Origin of the sequence: Frateuria sp. (assembly GCF_035944355.1) — a bacterium.
GTDB lineage: Bacteria > Pseudomonadota > Gammaproteobacteria > Xanthomonadales > Rhodanobacteraceae > Frateuria_A.
Genome location: NZ_DASZBH010000007.1, coordinates 21574 through 36989, shown reverse-complemented (window position 1 = coordinate 36989; position 15416 = coordinate 21574). Strand labels below are relative to the sequence as shown.

Here is a 15416-nt window from a genome sequence, read left to right as displayed (position 1 = left end):
GGGCGGTGCCGCTCCGGGCGGTCGACCTTTCTAAACGGGGCGTCACTCCCGCCAAAGCGGGAATCCATGGGCTCCTGGGCTGATCAGGGCCAAATGGGGTTCCCGCCTGCGCGGGAGCGACGCCAGGAAACCCCAAAGCAAACACGCAAGCCACGGAACCTCCACGCATGAACGCATCCACCGAAACCCGCAAGTTCGAAGCCGAAGTCGCCCAGGTGCTGCACCTGGTCACCCACTCGCTCTACTCGCACAAGGAGATCTTCCTGCGCGAGCTGATCTCCAACGCCTCCGACGCCTGCGACAAGCTGCGCTTCGAGTCGATCGCTCATCCGGAGCTGCTGGCCGGCGAGGGCGAGCTGCACATCGACGTGAGCTGGGACGAGCAAGCGCGCACCGTCACCGTGCGCGACAACGGCATCGGCATGAGCCGCGACGAGGTGGTGGCGAATATCGGAACGATCGCAAGTTCGGGCACGCGCCGCTTCCTCGAAGCCATGAGCGGCGAGCAGAAAGCCGACGCGCGCCTGATCGGCCAGTTCGGCGTGGGCTTCTACTCGGCCTTCGTGGTGGCCGACAAGGTCACCGTGCTGACCCGTCGTGCGGGTGCGCCCAACGGCGAGGGCGTGAAGTGGGAGAGCGACGGCAAGGGCGAGTACTCGCTGGAGTCGGCCGAGCTCGGCGAGCGCGGCACCACGGTGATCCTGCACCTGAAGGCCGACGAGGACGAGTTCCTGAAGCGCTGGCAGCTGGCCTCGCTGATCCGCAAGTACTCCGACCACGTCGCCTTCCCGATCCGCATGCCGAAGGAGCAAGACGGCAAGCCCACCGGCGAGTGGGAAACCGTCAACGACGCCGGCGCCCTGTGGACCAAGCCCAAAGCCGAGATCAGCGACGAGGACTACGTCAGCTTCTACAAGTCGCTAGGCCACGACTTCAACGATCCGCTGGCCTGGACGCACAACCGCGTCGAGGGCAGCCAGAGCTTCACCACGCTGCTCTATCTCCCCGCGCAGCCGCCGTTCGACCTGATGATGGGCGGACGCGACGAGCGCAAGGGGTTGAAGCTCTACATCAAGCGCGTCTTCATCATGGACGCGGCCGAGGAGCTGCTGCCCAACTATCTGCGTTTCGTGCGCGGCGTGGTCGATGCCGACGACCTGCCGCTCAACGTCAGCCGCGAGATCCTGCAGCACAACCGCCAGCTCGACCGGATCAAGGCTGCCTGCGTCAAGCGCGTGCTCGATCTGATCGAAAAGCTCGCCAAGGACGAGCCGGAAAAGTTCGCCACCTTCTACAAGGCCTTCGGCAATACGCTCAAGGAAGGCATCGGCGAAGACGCCAATAACCGCGAACGCATCGCCAAGCTGCTGCGCTATGCCTCGACCAAGAGCGAGGGCGCCGGCCAGACGGTCAGCTTCGATGACTACATCGGCCGCATGAAGGTCGGCCAGGATGCGATCTGGTACATCACGGCCGACAGCTACACCGCCGCCGCGGGCAGCCCGCAGCTGGAAGCCTTCAAGGCCAAGGATATCGAAGTGCTGCTGATGTCCGACCGCATCGATGAATGGATGCTCGGCTCGCTGAGCGAGTACGACGGCAAGAAGCTCAAGAGCGTCGCCAAGGGCGAGGTGCCGCTGGACGAAGCCGACAAGAAAAAGCAGGAGGAGGCCACCAGGGCGGCCGAGCCCCTGCTCAAGAAGCTCAAGGACCTGCTCGGCGAGCGTGTCAGCGACGTCAAGGTTTCCGCCCGTCTCACCGACAGCCCCTCGTGCCTGGCCCTGTCCGACTACGAGATGGCCCCGCACCTGGCGCGACTTCTGCGCGAGGCCGGCCACGACATGCCCGACTCCAAGCCGACGCTGGAAATCAACCCGGTCCATCCGTTGGTCCAGCGGGTGGAGACGGAAGCCGACGAGGGCAAGGCGCGCGACCTGGCCAACCTGCTGCTCGAACAGGCCGAGATCGCCGCCGGCGCGCAGCTGCCCGATCCGGCAGGCTTCGTGCACCGCATGAACCGGGTGCTGCTCGGCTGATCACCCGCGCGGCGTTGAAAGAAAAAGGCCCGCCATCCGGCGGGCCTTTTTGCGTCGTTTGCGTGGCGCCCGCTCAGGCGAGCCCGCGCGCCCGCAAAAAGGCCAGCGCCTCGGCGGCGTCCTGCTCGAACCAGGCCTGCGTCGAACCCAGACGGAAGCTGTAGCCCCAGGCGTCCATGTCGGCCATCAGCCGCGCGCGGCCGACGCCGGCCAGCTCGTCGGCGAGCAGGATCTGCAGGTAGCAGGTGGCGTCTTCCTCTTCCACCGAATCGGTGGCGTCGGTGTGCACCTGGGCGCGGCGTTCGGGCGGCAGCACCAGCAGGTGGCAGGCCTCGTGCAGCAGCGAGTGCACGGGCGTGTCGTCGCGCGCGTAGACGGCCGTGCCGATGATGCCGGCCTCCTCCTCGCCCCAGTAGCTGCCGGGAATCGGCTGGCCGGCGGGCACGCGCTGCAGGGATAGTCCGAGGCGGGAGAGCAGGGCGGCGGGGGTCGCGTAGCCGATGTCGGCCAGGCGCAGGACGGTGGGAGCATTCATGGGTACGTGGGGCTCTCAAGCCCACCGCTTCGGTGAAGCAAGGCGGGCCGAAGCCCGCCTGCGCTTTACGGCGTGGCCGTCTTGCCCTCCGGCAAAGCGACCGACAGCTCCAGCACCTCGTGCCCGCTGTCGCGCTCGACGTTGATGTTGATCGCCTCGATGTCGACGTGCACGTATTTCTTGATCACCTCGAGCAGCTCGTTGCGCAGCAGCGGCAGGTAATCCGGCGCGCCGCGAGTGGAGCGCTCCTGCGCCACGATGATGCGCAGGCGTTCCTTGGCGACCGAGGCGGTGGGTTCCGGCTTGCGCTTCAGGAAATCCAGGATGCCCATCACGATCAACCTCCGAATACGCGCTGGAGAAAGCCCTTCTTGGCTACTTCGGTGAAGCGCAGCGGTCGGGCTTCGCCGAGGATGCGTGCGACCGTATCGCGGTAGGCCTGGCCGGCATGGGAGTTCTCGTCCAGGATCACCGGGACGCCGGCGTTGGAGGCGGCCAGGACGTTTTCCGATTCCGGGATCACGCCGATCACGGTGATGCCCAGGATCTCCTCCACGTCCTTCACGCTCAGCATCTCGCCGGCCGCGACCCGGGTGGGGTTGTAGCGAGTCAGCAGCAGGTGCTGGGTGATGCCGGTCTCGCCGCGTTCGGCGCGGCGCGTCTTGCTGGAGAGCAGGCCCAGGATGCGGTCGGAGTCGCGCACCGAGGAGACCTCGGGATTGACCACCACCACCGCGTGGTCGGCGAAGTACATCGCCAGGTGCGCGCCCTTCTCGATGCCGGCGGGCGAATCGCAGACGATGTAGTCGAAGCCCTCGTTGGAGAGGTCGTTGAGCACCTTCTCCACGCCTTCCTGGGTCAGCGCGTCCTTGTCGCGGGTCTGGCTGGCGGCCAGCACGAACAGGTTTTCGTGGCGCTTGTCCTTGATCAGCGCCTGCTTGATGGTGGCCTCGGCGTTGACGACGTTGACGAAGTCGTACACCACGCGGCGTTCGCAGCCCATGATCAGGTCGAGGTTGCGCAGGCCGACATCGAAGTCGATCACCGCGACCTTCTTGCCGGCCATCGCCAGACCGGTGGCCAGCGAGGCGCTCGTGGTGGTCTTGCCGACGCCGCCTTTGCCGGACGTGACGACGATAATCTCAGCGCTCAAGGGCTCTTCTCCGGTAATGCTCTGCAGGTGGGAATCGCCGGTCACAGCCGGGCGATCATCAATTTTTCACCATCGAGCCAGCATTGCACAGCCTGGCCTTCGAGGTCTTTGGGGATCTGTTCAAACACGCGGTAGTGGCCGGCGATGGCCACCAGTTCGGCGCGAAAGTCGGAAACGTAGATGCGCGCCTTCTCGTCACCCTGGGCACCAGCCATGGCGCGGCCGCGCAGCCCGCCATAGACGTGGATGGAGCCGTCGGCGATCACCTCGGCGCCGTTGGCGATGGCGCCGGTGACCACCAGGTCGCGGTCGCGCGCGTAGACCTGCTGGCCCGAGCGCACCGCGCCATCGTGATGCTGCGCGCCCAGCGCGGGGCCGGCTGGCGCGGCGGCGTGGACCGGTTCGCGCGCCGGTTCGGGCCGCGGCGCCGGTGCGGCGGCCGGTGCCGGTGCGGACGGCGCGATGCTGCCGCCGTCGGCCGGTTCGTAGGCGGCGCGGAACTTGGCGATGAGCGGCAGGCCCATGCGCTGGGCCAGCGCCTCGGTAGCGCTGGTGCCGTAGGCCAGGCCGACCGGCAGCATGCCGGCGCTGCGCACGGCCTCGAGCAGGGCGTCGACGGTGCCGTCGTCGGGCAGGTCGAGCAGGTGCGACAGGTCCAGCACAACGGCGGCGCGGGAGAACAACTGCGGCGCCGAACGCACGCGGCGCTCGAGCTCCTCGCACAGCGCGGCGGCGTCGACGCGGCGCACGCGCACGCAGGCTATGCCGACCTGGCCGAAACGCAGGTCGCAGGCATCAGAAGTGATATCCATCTTTACGGTCACGGGCGCCGCTCTCCGACGAGGCGGCGCGGCTGGGAGGCGGAGGAAAGGGAAGCGGCGGGAACCGGCAACTCGCGTTCGGCCAGCCAAGGCACGTCGGGCAGGCCGCCGCGCTCGAGCCAGGTTTCGCGCACGAAGGCGTAACTGGGCAGGTCCTTGGCCAGCAGGCTGACCTGCGGACCGGACTCGGCCATGCGCTGCTGGCCCACTTCCTGGAAGCCATAGGTGCCGTGGAACAGCACCACCACGTCGTCGCGCGGCTCCAGGAACACCTCGCAGGTGAGCAGCGGCACGCGCACTTCGGCGTAGCTGGTCACGTCGCAGTAGAACACCTTGCCCAGGCCGTGACGGCGGTAGGCGTTGGCGATGACGATGCGGTCGATATAGACGAACGACTCGTAGTGCTCGGCGAACCAGCGGTAGTTGGGGCTGTCGTAGTTGCCCCCGTCGCGCAGCGCGATCAGGAAACCCGCCAGGTGGCCGTCGATCTCGGCGACGCGGAAATACTCTGCACGCTCGTAGAAGTAGCGCAACTGCGCGGCGTCCAGGGCGAGGATGGAGCGGCCGGCGGCGTTGTTGAGCGCCAGCACGGCGTCCAGATCGTGCTCGCGCACGTCGCGGATGGCTAAGGCCATTCGTTGCTCCGCAGAGGTAGGGCGATGAACCGATGGGCCGGCTTGGGCGGCCCGCAGGTGCGCATTATGGCATGCGGGGCCGGGCCGCACACCCTGCGCCGGGCTGTAAAACCTTTGTAAAACGCGGCCCTGCATGGCTTCCGGCAGGGTGACTTTCCGCGCATTGCACGGGGCCGGCGGGAGCCTATGATGCGGCTCATGTCCTGGACGAACTTCAACCACATCCGGCTGCTGCGGCTGACCGGCCTGTTCACCTACCTGTGCGTGGCGCTGCCGTTGCTGCCCGGTAGCTGGAGCCTGGCCCAGGTCAGCGCCTGGTGGAGCAACCCCAACATTTCGGGCTGGATCCTTTCCTACCTGGTGTTCGGCTTGACCTACCTGCTGCTGACCGGGCGCTCGGGCATGAGCAGGCAAAGCGGCCGTGCGCAGGCGCTCAAGCTGTTCGGCCTGGTCGTGCTGACCGGCTCGGCGGTGGCGATGGGCTGGTTCAGCCAGAGCGGCCTGTCCGCCATGCTGATGCTGGTGATCGCGGTGGTGCTGCCCTGGCAGCTGCCGGTGGGGGCTGGCCTGGTGTGGATGCTGGCGCAGAACCTGATGCTCATTCCGATCATCGCCAGCTACATGGGCTGGACCATCGTCACGGCCTTCCTGCAGGTGTGCATGTATCTGGGCATCTCGGCGCTCGCGTTCTTCACTTCAATGGTCGCCAGCCAGCAGACCGAGGCGCGCGAGGCGCAGCGCCGACTCAACTCCGAACTGCGCGCCACCCGTGCGCTGCTGGCCGAGTCCACCCGCATCGCCGAGCGCATGCGCATCGCGCGCGAACTGCACGACCTGATCGGCCATCACCTGACCGCACTCAGCCTCAATCTGGAGGTGGCCAGCCATCTGGCCAACGACGCCGCGGGCGAGCACGTGCGCAAGGCGCAGGCGACCGCGCGACATCTGCTGTCGGACGTTCGCGAGGCGGTGAGCGAGCTGCGCCAGGACGACGCCATCGACCTGACCCAGGCCCTGCGCAGCCTGATCGAGGGCGTGCCGGGGCTGACCGTCCACGTGGACATGCCGCCGCGCTTCAGCCTGGAGGATCCGCGCCGCGCGCAGGTGCTGCTGCGCTGCGCGCAGGAGATCATCACCAACTGCGCCCGGCATGCGGGCGCGCGGCAGCTTTGGCTGACCTTCGCCTATGCCGACGCCAACCAGATCGGCCTGCACGCACGCGACGACGGCCGTGGCACGGCGCAGTTCAAGCCGGGCAACGGCTTGTCCGGCATGCGCGAGCGGCTGGCCGAGTTCGGCGGCAGCGTGGCGGTGGATACCGCGGTCAGCGAAGGCTTTGCCCTGACCGTGCGCCTGCCGCTGGGCGAGGTGCTGGAACTGGCCCATTCGCCCTCGCGGCTGGAGCCGCCGGCACTGAGCATGTCGTGACGGCAGCCAGGCGAACGTCATGCCAGAATGGCCGGCAGTGCCCGGCCGCAACGTCCCCCGCGTCAACCGCGCCCCATCACCGCATTGTTGAGGAACCGCGATGATCTCCGTCTGTCTCGTCGATGACCAGAACCTGGTGCGCCAGGGGGTCCGTTCGCTGCTGGATCTGGCCGAGGACATCCGCGTCGTGGCTGAGTGCGCCGACGGCGCGCAGGCGGTGGCCGACATCCCGCGCATCCGCCCCGATGTAGTGCTGCTGGACTTGCGCATGCCCAATATGAGCGGGCTGGAGGTGCTGCAGGCGCTGTCCGCCCGCGGCGAGCTGCCGCCGACGATCATCCTGACCACCTTCGACGACGATCAGCTGGTGCTGCAGGGATTGAAGGCCGGCGCGCGCGGATACCTGTTGAAGGACGTGTCGCTGGAGCAATTGGTCGAGGCCGTGCGTACGGTCGCCGCCGGTGGCTCGCTGGTGGCGCCGATGGTCACCCAGCGCCTGCTGGCCGGGGTGGGGCGCATGCAGAACCAGTTCACCAGCCTGGAGCAGCCCGACCCGCTCACCGAGCGCGAGACCGAGATCCTGCGCCTGCTCTCGGGCGGCTATTCCAACAAGGAGATCGCCAACTCCTTGAAAGTGGCCGAGGGAACGGTGAAGAACCACGTTTCCAACATCCTCTCCAAGCTGGGCGTACGCGATCGCACGCGGGCGGTGCTCAAGGCGCTGGAACTGGGCATCGTCTGACCAGCGCGGCGGCCCGGCCGGTCCGCCGCCGGCCTCCCTTGCAGGCGCCTGCCTGCCCGATGGCGTTCCAGCCCGCGAGCAAGTACCATCCGGAGCTTCGGCATTCGCCGACCCTCGCCCGTGCCTTCCTCCGGGGTTCCACCCCGTGGTGCGGAGCCCGACGGGAACCTTTAGTGCTGCGCGGAAAACGCTCGGAGAACCCAGGTAATGATGCGTGTTCTTGAATTCATTGTGGCCCTGATCATCGTCGCCGTGCTCGGTGTCGTGGTAGGCGTGATCATGCCCGGCAGCGGCCATGTGGAGCGGTCGCTGGTCTTCGGCAAGGACATGCGCCAGGTCTACGACATCCTCGACAACTTCCGCCGCTTCGAGGACTACTCCTCGCTGCGCCAGGAAGACCCGAAGATCCAGTTCAAGCTCTCCGGCAAGTCCTATGGCCCGGGTGCGGAGCTGAGCTGGAGCAGCGACAACGCCGGCATCGGCGAGGGCAAGCTGACCATCGCCAGCGCCGAGCCGGAATTCTTCAAGGTCGACGAGACCGTCAACAGCGCCAAGATCATCTGGAACCTGGACAACGGCTGGCGTGGCCAGGACAAGCACTTCACGCTGGACCTGGAGCGCCAGGGCAGCCGCCACCAGCTGACCAAGGTGACCTGGTCCTATGACGTGGCCTACGGCTTCAACCTGATCAACCGCTACTCCAACCTGTACATCCACGGCGATCCGGACTCCTTCATCCAGTCCAGCCTGGGCAACCTGCAGAACGTGCTGGCGGCGGTGCCGAACATCGACTACGGCAAGCTGATCCCGTATATCCAGCAGACCAAGCCCACGCCGGTGCTGCTGGTTTCCACGCAGATCCAGCGCAGCGGCGGCCTGGCCGCGCTGGACGATGCCACCGCGACCGCGGTCAAGCAGATCCAGGACGCGGCCAAGAAGCTGGGCGTGAACGTGGTCGGCCCGCGCACCATCTTCACCACCAACTACGGTGACCAGACCTACACCTTCGACGTCGCCCTGCCGATCGACGCCACCAGCCTCAACGTCGCCGGCCAGAGCCAGCAGCTGACCGCTCCGCAGCCGCCCAAGCTCGGTGACGAAGAGCCGGCCGCCTCGGCCAGCGCTCCGGCCGGCACCAGCAGCAGCGCCAAGCCTGCCGCCGCTCCGGCGCCGGGCGACCATGACCGCTTCGGCCGTCTGGTGGTTGACGCCAACGTGCGCGCCACGCTGGCCTTCGGCGAACCGTCGCTGGTCGGTGTGTGGAACGGCACCGCCGCCGGCGTGCCGCAGACCCGCGAGATGCTCAAGGCCTACGCGCAGACTCACGGCTACAAGTTCGACGAGGTGACCAACCGCCTGTACGACATCGAAGTGCAGCCGGAGGTCAAGGACAAGAACGGCAACGTCACCACCTACGCCAAGTACGACGTCTACCTGCCGCTGCTGGGCGACAACGTGCCGGAGCAGACCCCGGAGCAGGCCGCCGGCATCCCGCAGCCGACCCTGGAAGCGGCTCCGGCCTCTTCCTCCTCGGCGCCGCCAGCCGCCGCTGGTTCCAGCGCCGCCCCGGCCAGCGCGGCCAGCTCGGCCCACTAAGTCCGCATCGTAAGGAACACCGATCCTGCCTGCCTCGCGCAGGCAGGATTTTTTTTTGCGGCGAAGGCAGGCCGAGCCTGCGCCGCAACGGTGCGCTAGAGTGGTGGACCGACCCATCCGCCGCATCGCATGATCGAAGCCGACCGACTCACCCGCTGCTATGGCCGCCTTACCGCGGTGGACGCGTTGTCGCTGCGCGCCGAGCCGGGACAGGTGCTCGGTTTGCTCGGGCCCAACGGCGCGGGCAAATCCACCGCGATGCGCATGATCGCCGGCTTCCTCGCACCCACCGCCGGCACCGCCCGGGTTTGCGGCCACGACGTGCAGCGCGAACCGCTCAAGGCCAAGCGCGCGCTGGGCTACCTGCCCGAGGGCGCGCCCAGCTACGGCGAGATGACCGTGCGCGAGTTCCTGACTTTCATCCTGCGGGTGCGTGCGCTGCCGGTCGAGGCCGGGCATCGCCGCTTCGACGAGGTCGTTACGCACCTGCAGCTGGAAGAGGTGCTGGACCAGTGCATCGACACCCTGTCCAAGGGTCTGCGCCGGCGCGTCGGCCTGGCCCAGGCGATCCTGCACGATCCGCCGGTGCTGATGCTGGACGAGCCGACCGATGGCCTGGATCCGAACCAGAAGCACGCCGTGCGCCGGCTGATCGACGCGATGGCGCGCGAGCGCACCATCCTCATCTCCACGCACCTGCTCGAAGAGGTGCATGCGCTGTGCAATCGCGTGGTGATCATCGCGCGCGGCAGGCTGCTTGCCGACGCCACGCCGGCGGAACTGGAGGCGCGCTCGCGCTACCACGGCGCGGTGTCCTTCAGTGCGCCGGGCAGCGGCGTCTCGCAGGAGATGCTCGGCCGCCTGCCGCAGGTGGCGGCAATCGAGGTCGATCCGCTGGACGGGCGCATCACCGTGTTTCCCAAGCCGGGCGCCCGCGTGCTCGAGCCGGTCGAAGACCTGCTGCGCCAGCAGGGCCTGGAGGTGTCGGAAATCCAGCTGGAGCGCGGGCGGCTGGACGAAGTCTTCCGGCAGATCACGATGGGGGAAGGGGCGTGAAGGCGGCGGGGACCAGGGAATGGGGAACGGGGAACGGGCAGGTTCGCTTCGGCGGGTCGGTCGCCTGGGCCTTTGCTGGTCCCCTGGATACGCTCCTCGGCAAGCGCTGCGGGAAGCCAAACGTTCCCCATTCCCCATTCCCCGTTCCCGGCTCCGCCGAAGGAGCCACTCCATGAGCCCGATCACCGCCATCATGCGCCGCGAGCTGCGCAGCTATTTCGTCACTCCCGTGGCCTACGTGTTCCTGGTGATCTTCCTGGTGCTTGCCGGGTTGCTGACCTTCTATGCGGGCGATTTCTATGAGCGCGGCCTGGCGGATCTGCAGCCGTTCTTCGTGATGCATCCGTGGCTGTACCTGATCCTCGCCCCGGCGTTGTCCATGCGCATGTGGGCCGAGGAGGCCAAGGCGGGCACGCTGGAGTTGCTGCTGACCCTGCCGGTGACGCTGGTGCAGGCGATGCTGGGCAAGTTCCTAGCCGCCTGGCTGTTCCTCGGACTGGCGCTGGTCCTGACCTTCCCGATCTGGGTCACCGTGAATTACCTGGGCGATCCAGACAACGGCGTGATCTTCGCCAGCTACCTGGGCAGCTGGCTGATGGCCGGTGCGTTTTTGGCGGTCGGCGCCTGCCTGTCGACGCTCACCCGCAGCCAGGTGGTCGCCTTCATCCTCACCGCGCTGGTGTGCGTGCTGCTGATCCTGGTCGGCCAGCCGCAGGTGCTCGATTTCTTCCAGGGCGCGCTGCCGCGCAAGCTGGTCAACGGCGTGGCGCACCTGTCGATCCTGCGCCACTTCGAGGCGATCGCGCGCGGCGTGCTGGACGTGCGCGATCTGATGTATTTCCTGTTCACCATCATTGCCTGGCTCACCGCCGGCGTGCTGGTGCTCGACCTGAAGCGGGCCCGCTGACGATGCGCCGCAAGCACATCGGCCGCCGCACCCTGCTGGTCGCCGCGCTGGTCGCGCTGACCCTCGCCTTCATCGGCGTCACGCTGGCCGGCAGCCGCTGGCTGCGCGCCGCGCGCATCGACCTGACCGCCGATCATCTCTACACGCTCACGCCCGGAACCCAGCACATCATCGACGGGCTGCACCGGCCGCTGAAGCTCACCCTGTACTTTTCCGACCACGCCACGCGCGACCTGCCGCAATTGCGCAGCTACGAGCAGCGCGTGCGCGAGATGCTGCAGGAAATGGTCGCCCGCTCCCGCGGCCGCATCCGCCTGCAGGTGATCGACCCGGTGCCGTACTCGGACGACGAAGCCAGCGCCGAAGGCGGCGGGCTGACGCCAGTCAATGGCGGCAGCAACGGCGAACGGGTGTTCTTCGGGCTGGTCGGCAGCGCCCTGCCGGTCGGCGAAGGGGAGGGCGAGGAGCGCAGCCTGTCGGTACCGTTCTTCGACCCGACGCGGGAAACCTTCCTCGAATACGACATCGCCAAGCTGCTCTACGAACTGGACCAGCCGAGCAAGCCGCACATCGGCCTGCTCAGTTCGTTGCCGCTGGCGGGCAATCCGGCCATCGGCGCGCCGCCGTGGGCGGTGGTGCAGCAACTGGAGCAGTTGTTCGACGTCAAGACACTCGATGCGGGCAGCCTCACCCGCGTGGGCAACGACATCCAGGTGCTGCTGGTGGTGCATCCGAAGCGGCTGCCAGAGGCGGCGGTGTACGCGCTGGACCAGTACGTGCTGCGCGGCGGCCACCTGGTGGTGTTCGTCGACCCCGACGCGGAGCTGGATACCACGCCCTACGTCGACAGCAATGGCGTCACCGACGACCACGACTCCAGCCTGCCGCGCCTGTTCGCGGCCTGGGGCGTCGCGTTCGATCCGAAATCGGTCGTGCTGGACCGCTCGCGCGCGTTGCAGATCGAACTGGCCGGCAGCAGCCTCAACCATCCGGCGATGCTCGGCCTCGGGCCGCAGGAGCTCAACCACACCGACGTGGTGACCGCGAGCCTGCAGCGCGTCAACGTTTCGACCACCGGCAGCTTCGACCTGGCCCCCGACGCGCAGAACCGCCTGCTGCCGTTGATCCAGAGCAGCGCCGAGGCCGAAAAGGTGCCCGCCGAGCGCGTGCTGGAGGCGGCCAGCGATCCGACCTCGCTGTTGCAGGGCTATCGGCCCGACAACCAGCATTACGTGATCGCCGCGCGCCTGCGCGGCACGCTGCGCAGCGCGTTCCCGCAGCGCGCCGGCACGCCGGGGCACCTGGCGCAATCCGGCCCCGACGCCGAAGTGGTGCTGGTGGCCGACACCGACCTGCTCAGCGATCGCCTGTGGGTGGAGACGCAGACCTTCCTGGGCCAGCCGATGCTTTCGGTGTTCGCCAACAACGGCGACTTCGTCACCAATCTGGTCGACAACCTGAGCGGATCCTCCGCGCTGCTTTCCATCCGCGGCCGCTCCGCCTCGCAGCGACCGTTCACCCGGGTGCGCGCCCTGCAGGCTGCGGCCGACCAGAAGTTTCTGCTGAAGAAACAGGAACTCGAGCGCGAACTGGCCGAGACCCGCCAGCGGCTGGACGAGCTGCAGCCGGCCAAGGGCGGGCGTCCCAACGCCACCAGCGCCCAGCAGAAGAGCGAGATCGAACAGTTCCAGCAGCGCCGCCTGGCGATCAACAAGGAACTGCGCGACGTGCAGCACCAGCTCAACGCGGAGATCGACGCGCTGGGCCTGCGCCTGAAGGTGGTCAACATCGTGCTGGTGCCGGCGCTGGTCACCCTGGTCGGCCTGCTCTACGGCTGGCGCCGCGTGCGCTACAGCCGGTCCCGCCGCTAGCGCCCAAGGTTCGCGCGGGACAAGGCGACACTTCCTTTGCGCGTCCGCGGAGCCACCCGGCTGCGCCGGTGGCCGTGTTGCGCGCCTACCCGAGGCACGGCGCCAAAGGGAAGCGACATCCCGGCCGAGCCCATCGGCGCCTGAAGCGGCGGCAATCTGCCGCAAGCGTCACGGCATGCGGAGCCTTCGGGCTATGCTTGCAGGCTGGTGATATGCGGGCCGGTGATGGGACTGCTGCTCAAATGGATCGTGCCGTGGGAGTTTTCGTGGGTGTTCCTCGCGAGCTTCCTGCTGGCCGCGGTGCTCTATTGGCGCGGATCGCGCGAGCTTCGCGTCGGCTTCGGGCGGCGAGTCGCGTTCTGGGCCGGCATGGCGATCATCTACCTGTCGCTGCATACCTACCTGGATTATTACGCGGAGCACGAGTTCTTCATGCACCGCATCCAGCAGGTGCTGCTCCACCATCTGGCGCCGCTGCTGATCGTTGCCTCCTATCCCGGCGCGGCCCTGCGCGCCGGCCTGCCGCTCAGCTGGCGTGCGCGCGTGCTGCGGCCGGCGGCGCGGTCGTGGCCGTGGCGGGCGGTGGATGGGGTGCTGGGCAACCCGGCGGTGGCGACGTTCCTGTTCGTCGCGTTCATCCTGGTGTGGCTGGTGCCGTCGATGCAGACGCTGGCGATGCTGGACTGGCGGATCTACCGCTTCATGAACTGGACCATGCTCGCCAGCGGCTTCATCTACTGGGCGCTGGTGCTGGACCACCGGCCGCGGCCGCCGGGACGGATGACGCCGGGGCTGCGGGTACTCTCGCCGGCGGTCACCATGACGCCGCAGATCCTGGCGGGCGCCATCGTGACCTTCTCCAAGACCGACCTGTATCCGATCTTCGAGATCTGCGGCCGCGCCTTCACCTTCAACGTGCTGACCGGGCAGCTGGTCGGCGGCGTGATCATGTGGGTGCCGGCGGCGGTCATCGAATCGATCGGGGCCCTGTTCGCCCTGCGCCAGTGGCTGGCCTTGTCCAGGCGCGGACGCATCCGGCGCGAGCACCGCGTGCAGCAGCGTCCAGTCGCACGCAACGCCTAGGCCGCTTCCGCGGCTTCGCGGGCGGCACCCGGTACGCGTGCTAAAGCGCGTTGGCGGGCTTGGCGAGGAAGTCGGTGGCCAGCGTGCTGCCATCGGCGAAACGCAGGGTGATCCGCACCGTCTGGCCGGGCTGCACGGGCTTGGCCGCGTCCATCAGCATGAGGTGATAACCACCGGGCGAGAGTGCGACCTGGCCGTGCGCGGGCACTTCCAGCCGGTCGACCATGCGCATGTGGCCCATGCCGGTCTCGGTGGAACTCTGGTGCAGCATCACGCTGCCGTAGGCAGGGCTGCTTGCGCCGGTGAGCACGGCCGGCTGGTCACCGTCGTTGCGCAGGGTGACGTAACCGCCGGCGGGCAGAGCGCCTGGCAGCACGCGGATCCACGCGTCGGCCGCATGCACATTGGCCGCTTCGCCGGCGTGTGCGGCGCCGACGCAGAGCAGCCCGGCGAGCAGCAGGGAAAGGGGGCTCGTGCGCATGGTCAGTCTCCGGTCTGGAGCAGGAGATAGAGGTCGTGGACCAGATCGTCCTGCGGGGTGGCGGGCGTGGCGAGCAGGCGTGCGCGGCCCTGGCGGTCGAACAGGTAGATCGCCGAGCTGTGGCTCACCTCGTACTGGCCATCGCCCGTACCCGGTTCGCGGGTGAATGCCGAGCGGTAGCGCTTGCTGAGCGCTTCGATCGCGCCCGGCGTGCCGGTCAGGCCGACCGCCCTCTTGTCGAAGGCGTTGACGTAGGCGTGCATGATCGCCGGCGTGTCGCGCGCCGGGTCGACGCTGACGAAGAGGATGCGCGCACCGTCGGCGCTGGGGCCGACGCGTTGCAGCACGGCGTGCAGGTGCGCGAGCGTAAGCGGGCACACGTCGGGGCAGTGGGTGTAGCCGAAGTACAGCAGCACCACCTTGCCGCGGTAGTCCTCGCCGGTCACCGGCTTGCCCGCGTCGTCGGTGAGCTGGAACTCGAGGCCGGGCATATGGCCGCTGACGTTGGTCAGACGCCAGGGCAGGGCGCCCTCGCGATGGCAGGCGGCCAGGAACAGCACGGCCACGAGCAACAGCAGGCGGGCCAGGCGCGAAGGCTTCATGCAAGAATCCGGGCGATGCATCACGCCAGCATACGCCACGCGGCGTTGGGGCGCCGCCGACGAGGAGCCTATGCGACAACCTGTCCCCGCCTTCGTGCACTGGCCTTCGTGGCTGGCCGGCATGGCCGGCGCCAGCGCGGTGCTGCTGGGCGCCTTCGGCGCGCACGCGCTGCGCGGCGTGCTGGATCCGGCCGGGCGCGAGCTTTGGCATACCGCCTCGCAGTACCACTTCTGGCATGCGCTGGCGCTGGCGGCGGCCTGCCTGGCACCGGACGGCCGCGGACGGCGCATCGCCTCGGGCGCGTTCGCCATCGGCATCGTGTTGTTCAGCGGAAGCCTCTATGCGCTGGCGCTAGGCGCGCCGCGCTGGTGCGGCGCGATCACGCCGCTGGGCGGCGTCGCGTTCATCGTCGGCTGGATCGCGCTGGGCATGGCGCTTCATCGCGTGGACAAGCCCGCGTCATAGCCGC

General features: G+C 68.1%; 16 protein-coding genes. 9 read left to right on the top strand and 7 right to left on the bottom strand.

The features are described from left to right. Nucleotides 1-167 precede the first annotated feature (167 nt). Nucleotides 168-2036 carry a molecular chaperone HtpG gene (htpG, locus tag VGU03_RS03655; RefSeq protein ID WP_327478739.1) on the top strand — a complete coding sequence of 623 codons (1869 nt, stop codon included), beginning with the start codon at nucleotides 168-170 and terminating at the stop codon, nucleotides 2034-2036. A gap of 73 nt (nucleotides 2037-2109) precedes the next feature. Here the strand turns inward: htpG and VGU03_RS03650 are convergent, their stop codons facing one another. From VGU03_RS03650 to VGU03_RS03630, 5 genes are all read right to left on the bottom strand, one after another. Then, nucleotides 2110-2571, bottom strand: a complete 462-nt coding sequence (locus VGU03_RS03650) for a hypothetical protein (protein WP_327478737.1) — start codon at nucleotides 2569-2571, stop codon at nucleotides 2110-2112. 65 nt (nucleotides 2572-2636) lie between these two features. Then, entirely contained in the window at nucleotides 2637-2903 is a 267-nt protein-coding gene (minE, locus tag VGU03_RS03645; RefSeq protein WP_327473257.1) for a cell division topological specificity factor MinE, read from the bottom strand. Between the two features lie 5 nt (nucleotides 2904-2908). Beyond that, a complete protein-coding gene (minD, locus tag VGU03_RS03640; protein WP_327478735.1) occupies nucleotides 2909-3724 on the bottom strand; it encodes a septum site-determining protein MinD in 816 nt (271 codons plus the stop codon). A 41-nt stretch (nucleotides 3725-3765) separates the two neighbouring features. Next, the gene (minC, locus tag VGU03_RS03635) at nucleotides 3766-4536 is read right to left on the bottom strand and encodes a septum site-determining protein MinC (RefSeq protein WP_327478733.1); all 771 of its coding nucleotides are present in this window, start codon (nucleotides 4534-4536) and stop codon (nucleotides 3766-3768) included. 8 nt (nucleotides 4537-4544) lie between these two features. Then, nucleotides 4545-5180 (bottom strand): GNAT family N-acetyltransferase, encoded by a 636-nt coding sequence (locus VGU03_RS03630; RefSeq protein ID WP_327478731.1) that lies wholly within the window; start codon nucleotides 5178-5180, stop codon nucleotides 4545-4547. A 198-nt stretch (nucleotides 5181-5378) separates the two neighbouring features. Here VGU03_RS03630 and VGU03_RS03625 point away from each other — a divergent pair, with 198 nt between their 5' ends. From VGU03_RS03625 to VGU03_RS03595, 7 genes are all read left to right on the top strand, one after another. Next, nucleotides 5379-6608 carry a sensor histidine kinase gene (locus VGU03_RS03625; protein WP_327472938.1) on the top strand — a complete coding sequence of 410 codons (1230 nt, stop codon included), beginning with the start codon at nucleotides 5379-5381 and terminating at the stop codon, nucleotides 6606-6608. Between the two features lie 100 nt (nucleotides 6609-6708). Then, the gene (locus tag VGU03_RS03620) at nucleotides 6709-7350 is read left to right on the top strand and encodes a response regulator transcription factor (RefSeq protein ID WP_327472937.1); all 642 of its coding nucleotides are present in this window, start codon (nucleotides 6709-6711) and stop codon (nucleotides 7348-7350) included. Nucleotides 7351-7557: 207 nt separating this feature from the next. Beyond that, complete coding sequence (locus tag VGU03_RS03615) at nucleotides 7558-8946, top strand: polyketide cyclase (protein WP_327478729.1); 1389 nt, start codon at nucleotides 7558-7560, stop codon at nucleotides 8944-8946. 129 nt (nucleotides 8947-9075) lie between these two features. After that, entirely contained in the window at nucleotides 9076-10002 is a 927-nt protein-coding gene (locus VGU03_RS03610) for an ABC transporter ATP-binding protein (protein WP_327472933.1), read from the top strand. 172 nt (nucleotides 10003-10174) lie between these two features. Further along, nucleotides 10175-10909 carry an ABC transporter permease subunit gene (locus VGU03_RS03605; protein WP_327478728.1) on the top strand — a complete coding sequence of 245 codons (735 nt, stop codon included), beginning with the start codon at nucleotides 10175-10177 and terminating at the stop codon, nucleotides 10907-10909. 2 nt (nucleotides 10910-10911) lie between these two features. After that, nucleotides 10912-12780, top strand: a complete 1869-nt coding sequence (locus tag VGU03_RS03600; protein ID WP_327478726.1) for a Gldg family protein — start codon at nucleotides 10912-10914, stop codon at nucleotides 12778-12780. A gap of 222 nt (nucleotides 12781-13002) precedes the next feature. Further along, nucleotides 13003-13863 carry a cytochrome c oxidase assembly protein gene (locus tag VGU03_RS03595; protein ID WP_327478724.1) on the top strand — a complete coding sequence of 287 codons (861 nt, stop codon included), beginning with the start codon at nucleotides 13003-13005 and terminating at the stop codon, nucleotides 13861-13863. 40 nt (nucleotides 13864-13903) lie between these two features. Here the strand turns inward: VGU03_RS03595 and VGU03_RS03590 are convergent, their stop codons facing one another. Together VGU03_RS03590 and VGU03_RS03585 are read right to left on the bottom strand one after the other, a co-directional pair. After that, entirely contained in the window at nucleotides 13904-14344 is a 441-nt protein-coding gene (locus tag VGU03_RS03590) for a copper chaperone PCu(A)C (protein ID WP_327478721.1), read from the bottom strand. A gap of 2 nt (nucleotides 14345-14346) precedes the next feature. After that, nucleotides 14347-14946 carry an SCO family protein gene (locus tag VGU03_RS03585; RefSeq protein ID WP_327478719.1) on the bottom strand — a complete coding sequence of 200 codons (600 nt, stop codon included), beginning with the start codon at nucleotides 14944-14946 and terminating at the stop codon, nucleotides 14347-14349. A gap of 70 nt (nucleotides 14947-15016) precedes the next feature. Between VGU03_RS03585 and VGU03_RS03580 the strand changes: the two genes are divergently transcribed. Beyond that, on the top strand, nucleotides 15017-15412 hold the full coding sequence (locus tag VGU03_RS03580) for a DUF423 domain-containing protein (protein ID WP_327478717.1): 396 nt from the start codon (nucleotides 15017-15019) through the stop codon (nucleotides 15410-15412). Nucleotides 15413-15416 lie beyond the last annotated feature (4 nt).